The sequence below is a fragment of the Mesomycoplasma ovipneumoniae genome, assembly GCF_038095975.1.
Taxonomy (GTDB): Bacteria; Bacillota_I; Bacilli_A; order Mycoplasmatales; family Metamycoplasmataceae; genus Mesomycoplasma; species Mesomycoplasma ovipneumoniae_C.
The window spans coordinates 609,524-628,465 of sequence record NZ_CP146003.1; the positions used below are offsets into that span (position 1 = coordinate 609,524).

Consider the following 18,942-nt stretch of genomic DNA (forward strand, 5'->3'; position numbering starts at 1 on the left):
AATTTTAAAAATAAACTTAAATCTTTTGTCTTTAAATTCATTAATTAACAAAAAGATCTACTATTTCCCTTTTATCTCAATAAATTTTTTGCTTTTATAACCGCGAAAATCTACTCTTGCAATTTCATTATAATATTCAGTTCTATCACCATTATCTCAAGAAAAGAGAAGGTGTTCTTGTAAAATTAATTCTTTTTCTTGTTGACTATATAAATTAGTATTTTCTATAAAGTCTGTAAAATACCCAAATTCATGGTCTGTTCCTTTTAGAAATTTATTCAACGCATCCCGATATAAAATTAATTCTTCCATAGATGATCCAATTACATTTTTAGTTAAATTATTTTGCCTTGGTGATCTAGAAACAAAGAACGCCGGATCCTTGCCATCACGCAGAAAAATATCTTGTTCAAGTTTGACTAATTTTTGTTTGAAATAATATTTTAAAATTTCGTATTTGCCTTCATAAATATCATCATATAAATTTGAATGGCCAAATCAGTAATAAATTTTTTGACCATCAACATTCAGCAAAATGAAATTTTTCAATGCAATTGGCAAAATTCATGCATCGCCTGCTCCATAGGCAGGGTAGTAATATGGTTGAAATCAAAAAACTGGCTTTTTTGAGTCAAATTGGGAAATTATTTCATCAAAAAGCCCGTATTCTTGCCCGTCAAAGTAAAAAATTTCGAAATTTTCAAGTTTTAATTTTGCTCAGCTTGGTAGAATATAAAAATCAGGTATATCAGGATAAAAATCTAGTTCTTCAATTCAATATTTTGGACCAAATAAAATTTGCAACAAATAGATTAATTCAATTTTATTTGTCCAATTATTCGCATGATCATAATAAGTTTGGCCGACTTTACCAAAAAGTTCGATGCAATACTTTCGATATTTTGGGCCAAATTTATCAAATCAACTAAGAATAAATTTATCGCGATTTTCAATGTTTAAATTAAGCTTTTTAATCCCGTATTTTTCAAATTTTTTAAGCAAATTTTCATAAGTTTCAAAGGTAAATACATTTTGAATTGGTTCAATTTGGGTTTTTTCCTCAAGATCATAATTCTCTTTTAATAACAAATTGTAGATATTTTCTACATTTTGTCCTAAATATGCTTTATTTATATCTACAAACTCTGAATTATATTCATATCTACTTGATAAAAAATCAAAGATTTTTTCGTGATAATTTGCTAAATTTTTTGGTTTTGCATAAGGAACACTTTCCTGAATTTCCTTAATAATTAAAGCTTCAATTTCTCTTAATTTGGTTTTTGATTTAAATATTTTTGAAAATACAGCCGGATAAGATATTGAAAATTCGCATTTTTCAATATCATCAAAGTTTTCAAAGACAACAACAACCTCTTCAAAACCTTTACCATCGTGCAAGGCATATGAAGAATAAAGTTCAGAGATAAGATCAAGATTTTCTTTTCCATTTTTATCACAATATTCATTGTTTGCTCAACCGCCAATTAAACACCTAATATCATTATAAAAATGAAATTTATTGAGTTTTTTGGAAAAAAACGCACTTTTTGGAATATCTTCTAGTTTTAAATTATAAACATAATCTTCTTGTTTATAATTTAAACTAATAATTCTTTCAATTGGATTAGGATTGAAGCGCTCGGAAAGGTAATTGTACAAAAAAATTGGAAATGGAAAATCATCATCATCATATTTACAATCAAGTGATAATTTAACATCATTCACAATCATGTTTCGAATTGAACAACGACTTTTAATATTAATTTCTATATATTTTAGTTTAATTAATTGTTTTTTTGCCTTGGTTACTAAATCTAATTGCTTCTCCATATAAAAAATGCACCTTTTCAACATTTAACATTTTTTCTCTTGGTATAAATTCCTTGTTTTCGAATTTTCCTTCTATCATTCTTGCTCTCCTTACATGATAACTGGGAAAATATATTTTTATGTATGATGGTATATTTTTATTTTTATTTTTATTTTTATTTTTATTTGTTTTTGTTTTTTTGTTTGGATCATCAATATCAAACTCATTTTTAGGGTTAGTTCAATCAATAGCATCACTAGCTAGACCTTCTCCAACAACAAAGCGATCTTTAGTAAAACCGATATCTTTATTTAAATTATTAGTTGGATCTCATGACCATCTATTTCCCACTATCAAATTTGCTGTGTATTTTGTTTTTTCAGCCAAACTTCTCATTACTGGTTCATTATATGAATAAAAATCAATAGGTGAATTTAGTTTGTTATCCATATTTGTACGGTCTCCTTTATTTTTATTCATTTTATCTTTTACTGAACTAGGCAACAAGCTATTAATAATAATTTTGGTTAATTCTGATTGGGCTACCAAACTTCCAACCGCTCAAAGTCAGGCAGCAGGTTCTGGAATTGCTTGTTCACTAATAACAAAATAAGGTTCTAACTCTTCATTGTGAAAATTAAAAAATCAGGCAGGATGGATTCCAGTGTATTGTTTTAATTTTTTCTTATCTTTCGCTTTTATAATAGAAAGTTCTAAAGCCGCTGTATTTGCTACTTCTTTAATACTAGGCTCACCTTTTGCTTTTGGTAATTTATCTAAGTCAACCACAATTGAGCTTTCAGTTCTTCGAGTAATAGGGTTATTATCAACTGGTACAGAAACAGTGGTATAATTATCTGACGTATAGTAACTTTCACGGGTCCCAAATCATCTACCTACATCATCAACAACCTTTGGAAAAGTTTCGACAGCTACCGCAGCAGCTGTGGTAACTGCTACTGCGGCAATGGCAGCTGCGACAGCATTTGAAATAAATGGAATAAAAGGCAAGAGAAAAAAGAAGGTTTTTTCAACCCGAGTTTGTTTTTGAAGCTCTCTAAAGTCAAAAACATAACCTTCTAATTTTAGTTTTGGTATACCTTCTTCAAAATAGAGTTCAGCTTTTTTGTTAACAAATTCAAGTGAAGCACTATTTAAAATTACCTCACCTTCTTGATTAATTTGAATTTCGATATCGTCTAGGTTAGGAGAGTCTGAATTAGTACTTGTTTTGTTTAAATGTGTTTTAGTTTTTTTAATATTCGCATTGATGACAAGCGAATTTTGTTGGTTTTTGGTCGAAATAATTTGGACTAAATCATCAAAATTTACCGGTTTTTTTGAATTTGATAAATCTATATCACGAGTTTCAAGTTTGAAATCTGAATAGCTTTTTGTATTTTGAAAGTGTCAAAGCGGCCCAAAAACACTTAGACTTAATGATGAAAAAGCAATAATATTAGTTATAAACTTAAAAAGTTTTAGTTTTTTCTTCATTTTTTCTCCTTACTATTAAAATTCTTTAATTTAAAATTATAACGTGTATTTGAGAATTTTTGTGAAAATTTCATTTAAAAATATTGCATCTAAAAAGAATAAATTAATACAAATTAGCACACTAATTTTAGACATATTCAAAAAGGTGTGTCAAAATCAAGCGATACAGATTCATAGTTCAAGACAAATTTAAGAATATTAAAATTGGCAAATCTAAAGGTTAAAAATTGCAATTTTGCATTTTGCAGAAAAATTTAGACAAATTTATAAAAAAGAAAAATGCAAAATTGACACAAAGAGTCAATTTTGCATGTATGTGAAACAATTTAATAAGAAATTGTCAAAAAAGTTTGATAAATCTATGAAAAATAAATCTCTGTTAGCGCAAAAAGAAATAGAAAATTAAGGGCCTTTCTGAAAAATGATAGTGGAATTTATCAAGAAAAATGGAAAATGTTCTTAGAAAGACGGGGTTGATGCTCAATTATTTCTGTTGAATTTTTTAGTAATTTGTTATTTAAAAAAGATTTTTTTTGGATTAGCTGTTTAAAACTGTTAAAATATGGTCGATTTTAAGTTGATCTGTTGATGAAAATCAAAAATCAGCTTGATTAAATTCACTAAATTGATCTAAAGAAACAACAACTGATCTCATTTTTGCACTTTTTATTGATAAAAACCCTGAAAGAGAATCCTCAAAGCCGATGCAATTTTCGGGATTTAGAGACAATCCTTCTGAAGCCAAGAGAAAAATATCAGGCGCTGGTTTAGGTTTTTTGATTTTTTTAGGATCAGCAATATAGTCAAAAAAATCAATAATTCCAAGTTTTTCTAAAATTAAAGGGGCGTTAAGGCTACTTGAGGCAAGTGCAATTTTCATTTTTTTACTTTTTGCACTTGTTAGTAAATCTAATATTCCTGGCAAGAGATGGTCTTTATTTAGATTTTCAAGTAATTCTAGGTAAATTTCATTTTTTTTAAAACAGACAGTATCAATTTTTTGTTCATCTCAGGTCAGATTTTTTAGTTCTAAAATTGCTTTTAGTGTTTCTTTTCTTGAGAGTCCTTTTAATTGGGCATTTTCAGTCTCGCTAAAGTCAATATTTTCGGCTAAAAGTGATTGTTTTCAGGCTAAAAAATGTAATTGGGCAGTATCTGTTATTATTCCATCCAGATCAAAAATTAGTCCTTTAATTTTCATGGTTTATTGCAAAAAAATGCACGCTTTCTATAAGTTCTTCTTGATTATTTATTCAAATTTTTACAGGTTTTTTATTGAAATTTTCAACCCGAAAAGTCGAGTGATCAATTCTTACTTGTAAATTTGCCCCTTGAAAGCTAAAGTTATAAATTAATGAATTTCACTCTTTTGGTAAATTAGGTTTTAAATGAATTTTATGGTCAAAATAAGTTAGACCACCAAAACCAAAAACAACCATTTGTCAAATTGCAGCAAGCGATCCGGCATGAATTCCAGCATCAGAACTTTTCATGTTTTGGCCTAAGTCAATGTTAATTCCGTACTGAAAAAGTTGATAAGCTTTATCAATTTTGTTAAGTCTTATTGCTTCAATTGCATAAGTTGCTGCCGAAAGTGAGGAGTCATGTGTTGTAATTTCCTCGTAAAAATCAAAGTTTTTTGCTCTAATTTCTTCAGAATACAACTCAGGAAAAAGATATAAAAGTAAGACAACATCAGCTTGTTTAACTAGTTGAGATGCAAGAATTTTTTGTCCTTTTACAAGTGAAAAAAGTTTTTTTCCTGCATCACCAAGCATTTTAAATTCGCTAATATCGTTTCGTTCTAGCTCTAAAAAGCTGTCATTTTCGGCGATAATTAGCTCTGAATTTGGTTTTTGTTGGACTAAATTTTGTCCAACAATTTTGATTTTTTCAAAATCAATTTTATAAGGAATTTTTGCTAGAACTTGGGTAAATACTGGAGTATTTTTTATTTTTTCAAAATAAAAAAGCGCTAGATCTAGGTTATATTTTGCCATTGCGTTAATATAGGCCGAATTGTTAATATTGCCTTTGTATTCATTTGGACCCATTACATCGTTAATTTCAAATTTTCCGTCAGTAGTTTTTTCAGCACGGTTAGAGTAAAATCAAGCAGTATCAAAAATTATTTCATAGCCGTATTTTTCCATGAAATCTTGATCCAAAGTAACAACAAAATATTGTTGAATTGCATATGCAATGTCAGCTGAGACGTGAATTTCTTGACGGGCAGAGGCAATTGGGACTTGTTTTCCAGAAATTATATCAACTTGACCTCAAATTGGACAGACTTCGCCATCTTTAGGAAGGGCCATCTCTCAGGGAAATTGGGCTCCTTCAAGGTTAGATTCTTGGGGTCTGACTTTAACAGAAGCAGCTTTTTTTCGGGCGGCATCTAAGCCTTTATAACGATAAATTAATAAATTTCTGACAACATTAGGCTCAACAAAAAGATAATTAGGATTAATAAAAAATTCTGAATCTCAATAAGTATGACCTTGATATCCTTCGCCGGTTAGGCCTTTGGCTCCTGCGTTAATTTCGGTGGAATTTTTGCGAAAAAGTCCATTTAGATGATAAAGGCCAAAATCAAGTCCAAGCTGGTCAAATTGGGAATTTGAGTCAATTTTGACAAGAAATTTTTGTCATAAATTTCTGTCAAAGGCCTGGCTTGATTCTAAAAAAGACTCATGAAAATCGACCTCTAGTAAAGTTTTTAGTGTTAAATTTGCTTGTTTTTCAAGGTCAATATCTTCAATTAAATTTTCGGAGTCATCAATGGAAGTATGAACTGACATTAATTTTATCAGACTTATTTTTGTTCCTTTTTTGAATTTTCCTTTGATTCGAAACAGTATTAGTCGTCTTGAGGCATCAACTTGAAAATTGTCATCTCCAGGTTTTATTCTTTGGCCGTTTACTTCAAAATGGCAAACTAAATTGTGAATAACTAACAAATTTGAGCTAGTTGAACGTTGTTTTAACTGCAGAGCATTTTCAAAAGGGCGAAATTTTTCACCTTCGGCAAAGTGCTGAGTTCCTGTGTTTGTGTTTTGGGCATTAATTTGTGGACGAAATTCAATTTGAACATATTCATTTTCAGGGTTGACTTCAAGAATTTCAACCTCAATTTTTTGAGCATAAAAATTGAGGTTCTGATGTGAAACAAAACGAAAACTGTCGATTTTTATAGTATTTTTTTGGCGGCTGAGTTTAACTGAACGCGATAGAGATCCATTTTTTATGTCAAAAACTTTTTGATATTGGTCTTCAGAATCAAGAATTAAGGGCTGTTCATTTATAAACATTGGGGTTGTAATTAAGTCAGCCAAATTACAAATTTCCGGAACTTCATGTTCAACATCTTTGTTAAAAACACCACTTACAAAAAATCCTGGTTTATTATAATAATCAGGTTCTTCGTCACTACTTCTGAGACCTAAATATCCATTTGTTAAGGCAAAAATTGATTCAGTTTTTCCTGTAAATCTTCGGTCAAAGCCATTTTGAATAACTAGTTTTTTTAAATTATCATACGTTAAAAATTGGTTAGTTTTCATTTTATTCCTTAATTAAAATTGACTCAAACGGGCGTAAAAAATCCTCAGGTTTTTTGAGATCTTGATATGAAGAGAGCAACGGTTTTTGCTGAATTTTTTCGGTTAAAGGCAATTCTTTTTTTGTTAAATTTAAGTAAAAAATTAATTTTTCAGCTTTAAATTCACGGCTAATTTTGCAAATTCCGTCTTTGGTGATTTCTAATTTTGCTGTTCCGTCAACAAGCAAATCTTTTAAGTCATTTTTATAAAGAAAAATTAATTTTTTATAAAAATTTAAGATTGAATTTTTGTCTAAAACTTGAGTCTCAACATTCATTCGCGGATCATCAAGGCTTGTGTTAATTCAGGGTGTTTGGCTCGAAAATCCGCTGTTTTTATCTAAATTTCAACGCAAAGGACCTCTTCCTGAATCGCGACTGTTAATATTTGCATAAATTAACATTTCTGATTCAGAATAAATTTTTTCTGTATCAACAAGTGAAGCAAAAGCATTTTTCATGTCAATGTCAACAAAATCTTGTCTATTTTCAAAGTAAGAATTTGTCATTCCAATTTCTTCACCATAGTAAATTATCGGAATTCCGCGCATTGAAAAAAGCAAAAGAGCTAGCGATTTTGCTGATTCTTTTCAAAAAAATGGATAATGTCCTCAACGAGAAATTGCTCTGGAAGTATCATGATTTGAAAGAAAATTGCTCATTAAACTAGGGCTAATTTCTTCATTGTGTTGAAAAGGGATTTGGGCGTTAATAAAATCTTGATAGTCTCAATTTGGATTAAATCCGTTTCTACCAGTTTTGTTTGATCAGCCGATTCATCATCATGAAAAGTTAAAAAAATTGTTGGCCAAAGGTGACTTTCCAGCCCCATATTTTATTAATTCTTCAACAGTTATTCCGCTAGCCTCGCCAAAAGTGTAGGCATCAGGCTTATTTTTAAAGGCAAGTTCGTTAAATTTTTCAAGGTATTCTTGAGCACCTTTGCATCAGGAAAAATACGGATTTTGTTCAACATTGTCAAAATTTTTAGCAACATGTTTGATGGCATCAAGACGAAAACCGCGAACTCCAAGATCATACCAAAAATTAATAATGTCAACAAAAGCAGCTTGTGTATCGGGGTGGGCTCAATTTAAATCAACTTGGTCAGTGCTAAAAAGGTGAAAATAATATTTTTGAACGTCTGGCTGTCATTCTCAGGCAGAACCGCCAAAAATTGAAGTTGCTTTTTGTTCTTCAGGGCTTAATTTTTCTCTTCAAATAAAATAATTATGCTCTTTGTTTTCAGGCGATTCAATTGCCTTTTTAAATCAGGAATGCTGACTTGAGACATGATTTAAAACCACGTCAATTATTATATCTATATTTAATTCACGGGCTTTTTTTGTCAGTTTAGCAAAGTCATTAAGACTACCAAATTTAGACCAAATTGACTTATAATCAAGAACATCATAACCCGCATCAACAAAATTAGTCTCATAAAATGGGGTTAGTCAAATTGCGTCAACTCCTAAATCACTAAGATATTCAAGTTTATTATAAATTCCAAGAATATCACCATTTCCGTCATTATTTGCATCATAAAATGATCTGACAAAAATTTGGTATACTACTTTATCTTTTAAATTTGTTTTCATTTTAGTAAAAATTAATCCTTTTTTGTTAGCAAAATAGACTGATGAGGTTGAATTAAATTGTTAATATTATTCAATTTTGAATTAAAAAGTATTTCAAAGTCATCAAAATTATACTCATACTGATTATTTGAAAAATTGTGAATAATTTTAACGGCCTTACCATCTAAGTCAATTTGAAAAATAATTAATCCTTTGTTTTTGTCAACAGTTTCAAATTTTAGACAATCTTTAATTTGCTGATTTGTTTTTAGTCTAAAAAATTCGGTTTTTTGCCGAAATTCATTAATTTTGGCAAAAAAATTAAAAATTTGTTCTTCAATTTGCTTATTTTTTAAAATATCAAATTTTAAACCGTTAGTAAAATCTGTTGTCTTATAAGAATTAAAATCAAAAAAATCAGCATTTAAAAACTCAAAAGGTGGATTTTTTTGATTTAAATTTGGATGGCAAGCTTGATAAGTTGCTCCAGAAAAATCACAAACTTTTGAAAAACAAAACTCACTTCCAGAACTAAAAAGCACTTTTCCTTGGACAAAAGAAACTAGCATTAGTGCTTGCCGGTAAGTTTCGATAAATTGTTTTTTTCCGATTTTTGGCGATGAAGATAAAATTTTATCTGCTAAAGTCGGCCCATCATGACAAGTTAAATATGCTAAATTTAGGCTAATTTCATTAGCAAAAAGATCATAGCGTTTTTTAGAGTGGTAAAAATCTTTAAAATCAAAATCAGCAATATTTCCTGGAATTGAAGAGACATAAGCACCGAATTTTACAGCATTTTTTGATAAAATAAGACCTTTGTCATTTGGTGAATCACTACCTCGAACAGCGTTGCGAATTGTGTCATTAAAATATCCAAAGTCAAAATTATTACCTTGTTTTCCTTTTGTTAGTCTTTTAGAAAAAGGCAGATCACTAAAATCTCAAGCTTCTCCGTATAATAAAATGTTAGGATTAATTTTTCTTAGTTCTGTATCAATAATTTTGAGTGATTTTTTATCTAAAAATGAAGCTAGGTCAAAGCGAAATCCATCAACTTTATAATATTTAACAAAAAAAATGAGTGAGTCTAAAATTAACCTAAAAGCCATCGGTTTTTGGGAGTCTAAAGGCGCAAATCCAACTGGAAAAATTTCAGCATTTTCGCGATAAAAATGACCTGGGGCAACATTTTCAAAAACTGAATTTTCAAAAGTGTGATTGTAAACAACATCAAGAATTATTCCAATATTGTTTTTGTGAGCTTGATCAACAAAATTACGAAATTCAACAATTTTTGCATAAGGGTCTTGTGGATTTGTTGAAAAACTAGAATTAAGTGAAAAAAAACCAATTGGGTCATAACCCCAATTATAAACGCTATAATGGCCTTTTCCGTCGCCTTGGTGGAGAATAGGAACACTTTTTTGGGCAAAAGTATAGCAAGAATGGAGTGGAAGTAATTGTAAAAAGTTTAAATTCAGCTTATTTAAGTAAGAAAAAATACCATTATCAATCGCTCCAATAAAAGTTCCAGGATATTGGACTTTTTTTGAAAGCGAACTAAAATCACGAACATGGAGCTCGTAAATCTGGGCATCAATTTTGGGATCAGCTTCAAATAAGTTAATATCTGAAGGCATTTGGCCGGCTTTTTCTGAAAAAATATCAACTAAAAAGGCCTTAGGAGTTTCATTTTTAGTTCAATCAAAAGGAGCAAGACTGAATGCATATGGATCAAGGGCGAAAGTTGTTGTCGAATTAGCGTGCTCAACCTTCAAATTATATGAATATGATTCAAATTTTTCGCTAATTTTGCAAAACCAAGCTCCTTTTGTTTTTTTCATTTTTATTGCTTTAAAAGGCGTTGAATCTTCAAAATGTTTATAAATTAAAAATTCAACTGAAATTGCGTCAGGAGATCAAAAATAAAAATGAAACTTTTCATCCTTCAAAAACAAGCCAAGCGGTCCTAGGTATAGTTTTCCGCGCGAATTTTTGCGAATTAGACTTTTTTCATAGTCAAAAAGCATGTTTACACCTAAATAATAAAAAAATTTGGCAAATTATTGGCAAAAATTTAAATAATTTAATATAACTTGCCGAAAAATAAATGCAAAATTTAAATTTTTATATTTAAATAATAAAAAAATTGCATTCTACTATTTTAGCATAAAAAAATTCTTTTTATTTTTTTTTAATTATTTTTTCAGGCCGTCTCTAAACAATGATTGCTTGAGATATTTTTTTTAGTCACCTTCTAAGCTGACCTAGAAAATACCATTCCTTAGATAATCAAACAAACCAAACTAAAAAAGCTAAAATTTTACTTGAAAAGCAAAATTATGAAATTTTTAAACTGCTTTTTTAGTTTAAAACACTAGCAAAAATCAAGTTATAACAAAATAACAAAAATCACAAAAAAATACAACTACTATTTAAACTCAATGCAAATAGAAAACTCGTTTTTATTTGCATCGAGCCTAAAAAATATATGAAGTTTTGAAAGAACAATAACTAAAAGCCCTAAATTTGTAGATTTCTAAACGGGTAAATTCAAGGCATTCCATCATATTTAAAAATATAATGGATAATTCGCATTTTCTGATTTTTTTATGACAAAACCATAACTAATTCCCCCTTAATTCAATATCAATTTATTAATTATTCTTAGTGATGCTTATTATAACATAATTTTTTCTTAGACCAAGCATTTTTTTTTTTTTTTTGCAAAAGCCTAAATTCAAAATAATAAAAATTATGATTTTAGGACAAAAACACGGATTTACCGGTATTTTTGCCTATTTGTATTCACTAAAAAGTGAATTTTTGCCATCAAGCTAGGAAACTTGGGAGAAACATGTTTTAATAGTTGGAATAATTATACATTAATTTTGCAAAAAATAAAGAAAAATATTGATTTTGCACAAAAAAATAATTTTATAAGAATTTTTTGATATTTTTTGATTTTTTCAATAAAAAAATATTTTTTTTGATAAAATTACAAAAGAGTACGTATAAACATATGACAAATTCAAAACCAACGTTAAAAACAAGGTTTCGGTATATTTTTTTAGGAAAACTACCTCTTGAACGAAAGTACCGTCCTAAAATCATCGAATACTTTTATTTATTTATTGGAAATTTTGTAATTTCTACTTTTTGAGTATTAGTTTTATTAGCTTTTGGAAAATATGAATGGAAAATTTCCGAAAATTGAAGTCTAATTTTATCTAACGAATTTAGTAGTTATTTTTGAAAATTCATAATATCTATTAGCATAACAGCTTGAGTTGTCAATATTTTCTTATGTATTCACTTGATTTACATTCTTTCAAAAACTGAAGATTATAAATGGGTGACATTTTTGTCAATTTTTACTAATATTTTTCCCTTTTTTAGCTTTTTTAGCTTAATTATTTCAGTTTTTGGCTTTTTTAAACACAAAATTGTTTTTAAATAGATGTAAAAGTGTTTTTTTTGAAAGGAATTATCATGAAGAAAATAACAAAATCAATTTTTGGAATGGTTTCTTTTAGCCCGCTTGCCTTAATAGCTTGTGGGGGTCCTGTAAACGAATTTGCACATAATAAAGAAATTATTGTCGCCGTTGACCCAGCCCAGACAAATTATTGAAAACAAAATATTGAAGAATTTAACAAAACTGATTCAGCAACAAAAAATGGCTTTAAAATTAGAACTATTTCCAAAAATGTCTTTTCAGCACTAGATTTTTCAACAGTTGGACATACAGACACAAACAATACACCCGATATTTTTTATGCACCTCAAGACCGAATTACCGACTTAGTCCAAGGTGGGGCAGTTTCTTATCTTAATGATTTTTTACCTAATTTATTTGATGAAATTACAGCTCAAATTGGCGCAACAGCGACAGAAAAAGAAAATATGAGAAATTTCGGGACTGTTTTTGGCCTAAAAGATAACAGAGTCCACTCAGAATTTGTTGGAATCCAACACAACAAAGAAGGAATTGTTCTAGCCTCAACAGAAAATGAAGACCAAACTCGGACAATTTTGCAAAATGCAGACACAGATTCGCTTGCCGAGCTTGTTGAAAAAGGTGAAGGTCTGTTTAGAATCCAAGACTTTTGGTACGGAAATGGTGTTCTTGCTGGTGCGCTTGAAAAAATTGCCCAGCGCGAAAATTTAAAAGACGAAGACGGAAAACCGTTGAATTTAATGTCCAAATTATTATATACTAAAAATAATCAGTTTACTTCTGGTCTTCTTCATAGCGATATTGATCCGGTTGTTGATTCGAATTTAAAACCTGAAAACAATGAATACCAGCAGTATTTCCGTGAAGCTTTTAAATCAGTGGCAAAAATTTACTACCCAGTTTTTAAAGCTGCTTATGAAAGTGAAGCTGATTATAAAAATTCAATTTGGTCGAAAAAAGGAATTTCACAGGCAGATTTAGCACAAATTATTAAATCTGATATGAATGTTACCCAAAATACAATTTTTCGGCTAATGAAAGAAAAGAAACTAAAATTTGCAATTATTGGAACTTGAGATGTGCAAAACTCAGAAAAATCTGCAAATGCCAAGTCTTTTTTTAACATAACAAAAGCAACTAATGAAACTGATTTTAAACAAGCACTAGGTTCCTGATCTTTTTTGATCAACTCACGAAATAATTCATCTTCTCCTGAGCGAAAACAGGCCCTAAATGATCTTTTTAAAATAATGTTTTCGGCTAAAACAAACACCGCTTATTTCCAAGATGATTCAAAAATTCCGTTTGTAAAAGCGCTAACAAATCAAATCAAACAGGAAGTTGAAAAAATTAATCAACCTCTTAGTGTCAAGTTTGAAACACTTAAAAAAGACTTAGGGTATACAGACGATAATGAAATTGAAAATGCAATAAATGCCCAAATTCAAAAAACAGCAAATCCAAAATATATTAATCAAACAGTTGAGTCAAATTGAGACAAAACAACAAATCCAGATGCTAGCTCAGAAGAAAATTATCTCACTTTTGGCGCTAGAATTGAAACAGACAATCTTGATGCCAGCCTAGTTGAAAGTGCTAATAAAATTAACAGTTTAATTGAAAAATACCAAAAATTTGCCGCAATCCGTAATACTTTGGCAACAATTTTTGGCCAAACAGATTTATCTAAATTCACCGGAAATGGTGAGAGCTGACAAATTGATCAGAGTTTTTTCAAAGTTGGAATTAAAGATGCAAAAGCTGGAAAATACGATCTTGATATTTCCCAAAGTGATACTACCGCTCATGTTCGTAAAGTTGAGGCTTTCCTTTTTGGTGCAAATGGTGATGAACAATCTGAAAAAGACCAAAAAATTGAAAAATACAGTAAATTAATTCTTGACAACAATCATGATCTTACAAAACTTGAGGCAAGTATTACTGCTGAAATTAAAGAAATTCAAGAAAAAGCAAAATTAATTGCCAAAAATCCAGCTGCTGATGCAACAATTGAAAAAATTGCGCGTGCTTATTTAAATAATTATGTTAGTGCTGCCCTAATTCGCTCATTTGTTAGCCCTGAGACAATTAAGCAAACAAAAGCACAAAAAACTACCACAAAATCAGGTCAAACTGTTGACAAATACACCTTAGGTGATGCTGAAAAAATTATTAGTGAATACTTAAAATCAAAAAGTTTTGACAAAATTCTTAACGTAATTGACTCAGATAAGACAATTGAAAACCAAGGTGTTGGAATTCTTAATACTGATAATTCCCGTTTTGATCGCTCAAATCCGCAATTTAGTTCAACAGTTTGGGGTGCTTGAAATGATCAAACTTTTGGTTCAGAAGTTTTCCACAAAAGTGTTTTGGGCAAAATTAAAAACGAAGAAGATTTTGCCAAAATATTTTTTGACAAAGTTGCAATTGAATACTACAAAAAAATTCTTCTTGCAAACCAAGGAACTAGCAGGGTTATTGTAAATTTTAGTTAAAAATGGGGCCTGTTTTTAAATTTAAGATTAGTATACCAAAGTCACATTTTTATTCGCTAATTAGTTTAAGTGCTTTTTTATCAATCGCACTTATTAGTTGAATTTTAATCCCTTTTGTTTTTGGGACGCATTTAGATCAAATCAGTAAAACAAATCAGGAAAATCAACGCGAAATTTTAGCCTCAAATTTAGCAGCAGGAAAATTAAGTGCTTATATTGGGACAAATTTATTTGTGATTTTCTTTGGAATCTACCTTTTTTTGGCTTATTCAAAAGTAAAAATTGGCTATTTGTTCTACTTTTTTTGGATTTTTGTCTTTGGTTCAATGGCCGGATATCCTTATTTTCAAGGAGCGGAAAAATTAAACAGTGCTGAATTAATAAGCGGAATTTTTATCTCTATTTTTTGTGGGTTGATTGTTGCTGTGTTGATTTATTCAGTCTACATTTACCGACTTAAACGAATTATTTCAAAATACAAATTAGCTAATGGCGGTTTTAATGCATAAATTACAACTCTATAATTATTATGGCAAGAAATTTGACACTATTATTGATATTGAAGCTAAAACGCTAAAATCTTATTATCATAGTGCAAAAATTACGCACTCAAGATTTTTAGATAAGATCAAAATTCAAGAAAACATTGAAAAAGAGCTATTTTTACGGGCCAGGCAAACAATTCGCGATAATCTAAAACGCGAATTACATAGTCAAAAAATTGCCTTTAAAAATGAGCTAAAAGTTCTCAAAGACACTTATATTAAACTTAATTTTGCAGTTTCAGTCGAAAAATTGCTCAGTTTTGAAATTAAAAAAATCGAAAAAGAGCTCAAAAATCTTCGCAGTTGATTTAAAGATTTTTCAAAATCGCTCAACCAAACAGAAGATAGCCCGCAAGTCAAAGTTAAATTATTTGAAAAAACAAAAAAATCAACCTTAGAATCAGAAGTTGACTTAATAAAAAAGCACTTCATTTTCCAAGTTTGCCTAAATTATATTAGAAAATACCAAGATTTTGACTTTGATCTAAATAAAATTAGCCAACTTCTTGATGAAGACGGCAAAAAATTTTTAGCCCAATCAAAACTAAAAAGTGATTTTTTTGTCAATTTTTATCAGCAAATCAAGCAAAAACAAGAAGAACTCTTAAAAAAATCAGCTTTGGCTAAAAAAAATTACACTGAAACTAAAGAATTACAAACTGACTTATATAAAAAAAGAAAAGCAAATTTAGAACTCAAAGCAAAACAAAAAATAATTTCGCTCGAATATAGTTATAAAAATGCAATCGATTTCCTAAAACAGCAAGCAAATCAGCAAAATGCAGCCCAAAAGGAATTAATTAGCGAAAAAAAGCAGGAAATTATTGCTTTTGAGTCCAAAAATATTAGCAAACTAAATGAATTTAAGCACGAAATTAATGCCCAAATTAGTAAAATTAGTGTTCAAAAGCAAAAATATCTTGCCTTTAGTTTGTCACAGACAAAAATAAATTTCCTTGATCAGGCAATTAAATTATTTTACGACATTCAAAAAAATCAAAATTTTGAAATTCCTGATTTAGATATTTCCTTAGAAAATCACAGTCAAATTTTAAAAGACAAACAAGATTTTTTCCATAAATTAAAAGATGAAAATCAACAACTTTTTGATTTAATTAAAAGTCATTATTTTGGTTTTTATGGTAGTTTTTTGATAAAAAAACTGGCAAAATCAAGTCTAAAATGGCAAATTTTGCTCCAAAAAGCTAAATATTTAAAACAATATTCATACAAAGGCCATTATCTTCAAGATCTAGGTTGGGCAACTAGAGAAAAAACAATTGAAGACTTTAAGACACGGATAAAATTTATAAATGAAAAAATTCTTGCAAAATACGAGCTAAAAGTTTTAAAATCAAGTCCAGATTTTAAAACTCAGCAAGAAGAAATTAAAACAAAAATCAGTGAAATCAAGCAAAATTATGTCGAAACTGTTGCAAAAAACAAAAAAAGGCTCCAGCAAAACGAAATTGCTAAAACTGCCTTTAAAAACTTGCAAAAACAAGCCAAAATTGCAAGAACTGACCAAAAAAGAACGCTGTTTTTAAGCTCAAAAATAACAAAATTCAAGCAAATTCTCAAAACAAATAATTACCGTTATTTTAACGAACTAAAAGTTAACAAAAAAATTTATGAATCAAAAGCAAATGAAGCACTAAAATCTTATCCTGTTGAGACAATAAAAAACGTCCGTTTTATTAGCTTCTTTTTGAATTTAATCTTTCCAGGACTTGCTGAATTATTTGTATTTCGTCAGTTTATCAAAGGTTCTTTACTTTCAATTGTTAGTATAATTTGTTATGCTTTTATAATTCCCTTTTCATTTGGGGCTTACTGGTCAAAAATGGGCGGAATTCCGGGCTTTGCTGACTTAGGAGCAAATTTACACTCGCCCCGGGATGGTATTTTTACTGATGCACGTTTTTACCTTTTTGGTGGCGTCTTGTCGGTAATTTTAATGGCTTTTGTGCTAGTTTACTTTATAATTGGGGCAATTTCGGCCTGAAGAATTGCAAAAGCAATGGAAGCTGGGGTTGTTCCGGGAAAATGACTCTATTCAAAACAGTGACTCCAGACTACCGGATTTCCGTGAATGATTTCACTAATTGGTCATGCTTTAATGATTTTTATCGTTGCTGCACCAATAATTACTTCGGTTTTAATTTCTTTTACTGACTATGGTTACAATCATGCTGCCCCAGGTCAGACGGTCAACTGAGTTGGGCTTAAACAATGAGGAAAATGGTGAGATTATCGCCAACTTGGACTGTTTCAATCACTAGCTTCAGTTCTTGGTTGGACAGCAATTTGGACAGTTTTATCAACACTTTTTCCGATTGGTTTAGGAATTTTAATTGCAATTTTAACAAATTCTTCCCGAATTAAAGGTAAAAAGATTTTTCGCTTAATATTTATTTTACCCTGAGCAGTGCCGGCGTTTGTTTCTTTGTCTTTTATTCGTTCAATGTTTGCCGCTGATTCACAAGGTTATATTAATTTAATTTTAATTAATTTAGGACTTATTAAAGACGGAATTTCTTGACTAAACCAAATTGGTACGGCCCGAGTTTTACTGATTGTTGTCCAGACTTGAATTAGTTATGCCTTTATTTTTATGCTTGTTACCGGAAATCTGCAGGCAATTTCGGGCGAAATTTACGAAGCTGGTGCGGTTGATGGGGCTTCTAAATCGCAAATTTTCTGAAAACTGACGCTTCCCCAGCTACTTCTGGGAATTGCGCCGATGTTAATTGGACAATTTGTCGGCGCCTTTAATAACTTTACAACAATTTCAATTTTCACAGGCGGTGGGCCAGCTTATGCAAATGCCTCCCCATTTGGTGAGGCCTCAACTGACATTATTATTTCTTGAGTGTTTAAACTAACAACTCAAGGAATAAAAATTGACGGACACCAAGCTTTTGCCGCCGCACTTTCAACACTGGCAGCGCTAATTAGTATTAGTTTTGCCCTTCGTGGTTTTATAAAATCAATGCAAAGGAGATAAAATTATGAACTTATTAGTGTCAAAAATTGCTAGTTATGAGTTTGTTGCCAAAAATGCTAGTCCAAAAAAACGTCTAAATTTAAGTGATGAGCGCGATATTAAACCAATTGAGTTACTTTGAATTTTTCTTAATTATTTAATTTTAATTTCGTGGTCTGTTGTTGTTTTATTTCCAATAGTTTCGCTAGTTATTGCTACTTTTAATGTTGCTAATACTCGACTTATTACAATTACACCGTTTGTTTTTGGTTTTGATAATTTCACTTATTTATTTACTTCTGAACGGTCTTATTTTTTCTCTTGGTACGGAAATACGCTAACAATTGCGCTTTTAACGATGGTTATTTCAACTACCGCAGTTGCACTAAATAGTTATGCTTATTCGCGTTTTCGCTTTAAAGGTTCAAAACATTCTTTGACAATAATTATGTTATTGCAAATGATTCCGGCAACTTCTTCGTTAATTTTTCTCTATATTTTAGTCCAAATTGGGCAAATCGGCGGAATTTCACCAATATTTATGTTAGTTATTATTTACTCAGGTGGGGCTGTTTCTGGAAATACTTTCATGCTCAAAGCTTATTTAGATAGTATTTCCCGCGAACTTGATGATTCAGCAAAAATTGATGGCTGTTCAAATTTTGGTGTTTTTTTCAAAATTTTACTACCAGTTTTACGACCTGCAATAATTATGGTTGCCCTTTGGTCTTTTTTAACACCATTTACCGATGTTATTTTACCAAGATTTGTGCTTTTCAATATTCAAGACTTAACTCTTGCTGTCGGGCTTGAAACTTTTATTAATGTTGAGCCAAAACATGTCAATGCTGGTGCTTATGCAGCTGGGGCTCTACTTGCAGCTCTTCCTGCGCTTGGTTTATTTATGTATTTACAAAAATACATAATTGGTGGACTTTCTGAAGGGGCGATTAAAGGTTAAT

General features: G+C 30.1%; 11 protein-coding genes. 5 read left to right on the top strand and 6 right to left on the bottom strand.

Annotation, left to right across the window (positions count from 1 at the left end; all coding sequences use genetic code 4):
• Positions 1 to 60 precede the first annotated feature (60 nt).
• The 6 genes from V3255_RS02205 to V3255_RS02230 form a co-directional block, all read right to left on the bottom strand.
• Complete coding sequence (locus V3255_RS02205) at positions 61 to 1,833, bottom strand: hypothetical protein (protein ID WP_333503951.1); 1,773 nt, start codon at positions 1,831 to 1,833, stop codon at positions 61 to 63.
• Positions 1,784 to 3,310, bottom strand: a complete 1,527-nt coding sequence (locus V3255_RS02210) for a hypothetical protein (RefSeq protein WP_333503950.1) — start codon at positions 3,308 to 3,310, stop codon at positions 1,784 to 1,786. Before V3255_RS02210 ends, V3255_RS02205 begins: the two co-directional genes overlap by 50 nt.
• Positions 3,311 to 3,848: 538 nt before the next feature.
• Entirely contained in the window at positions 3,849 to 4,511 is a 663-nt protein-coding gene (pgmB, locus tag V3255_RS02215) for a beta-phosphoglucomutase (protein ID WP_333503949.1), read from the bottom strand.
• Positions 4,501 to 6,873 carry a glycosyl hydrolase family 65 protein gene (locus tag V3255_RS02220; protein WP_333503948.1) on the bottom strand — a complete coding sequence of 791 codons (2,373 nt, stop codon included), beginning with the start codon at positions 6,871 to 6,873 and terminating at the stop codon, positions 4,501 to 4,503. Before V3255_RS02220 ends, pgmB begins: the two co-directional genes overlap by 11 nt.
• A 1-nt stretch (position 6,874) precedes the next feature.
• The gene (locus V3255_RS02225) at positions 6,875 to 8,509 is read right to left on the bottom strand and encodes an alpha-amylase family glycosyl hydrolase (RefSeq protein ID WP_333503947.1); all 1,635 of its coding nucleotides are present in this window, start codon (positions 8,507 to 8,509) and stop codon (positions 6,875 to 6,877) included.
• 11 nt (positions 8,510 to 8,520) lie between these two features.
• Positions 8,521 to 10,521: a pullulanase gene (locus V3255_RS02230; RefSeq protein ID WP_333503946.1), complete on the bottom strand. Its 2,001-nt coding sequence runs from the start codon at positions 10,519 to 10,521 to the stop codon at positions 8,521 to 8,523.
• Between the two features lie 992 nt (positions 10,522 to 11,513).
• Here V3255_RS02230 and V3255_RS02235 point away from each other — a divergent pair.
• The 5 genes from V3255_RS02235 to V3255_RS02255 are packed head-to-tail and all read left to right on the top strand — an operon-like array spanning position 11,514 to position 18,941.
• Positions 11,514 to 11,951: a hypothetical protein gene (locus V3255_RS02235; RefSeq protein WP_337898917.1), complete on the top strand. Its 438-nt coding sequence runs from the start codon at positions 11,514 to 11,516 to the stop codon at positions 11,949 to 11,951.
• A 32-nt stretch (positions 11,952 to 11,983) separates the two neighbouring features.
• A complete protein-coding gene (locus V3255_RS02240) occupies positions 11,984 to 14,449 on the top strand; it encodes a hypothetical protein (protein ID WP_337898916.1) in 2,466 nt (821 codons plus the stop codon).
• 2 nt (positions 14,450 to 14,451) lie between these two features.
• The gene (locus V3255_RS02245; protein WP_337898915.1) at positions 14,452 to 14,958 is read left to right on the top strand and encodes a hypothetical protein; all 507 of its coding nucleotides are present in this window, start codon (positions 14,452 to 14,454) and stop codon (positions 14,956 to 14,958) included.
• The gene (locus V3255_RS02250) at positions 14,951 to 18,001 is read left to right on the top strand and encodes an ABC transporter permease subunit (RefSeq protein ID WP_337898914.1); all 3,051 of its coding nucleotides are present in this window, start codon (positions 14,951 to 14,953) and stop codon (positions 17,999 to 18,001) included. Before V3255_RS02245 ends, V3255_RS02250 begins: the two co-directional genes overlap by 8 nt.
• A gap of 4 nt (positions 18,002 to 18,005) precedes the next feature.
• The gene (locus V3255_RS02255; RefSeq protein ID WP_337897938.1) at positions 18,006 to 18,941 is read left to right on the top strand and encodes a sugar ABC transporter permease; all 936 of its coding nucleotides are present in this window, start codon (positions 18,006 to 18,008) and stop codon (positions 18,939 to 18,941) included.
• The last annotated feature ends 1 nt before the right edge of the window (position 18,942 follow it).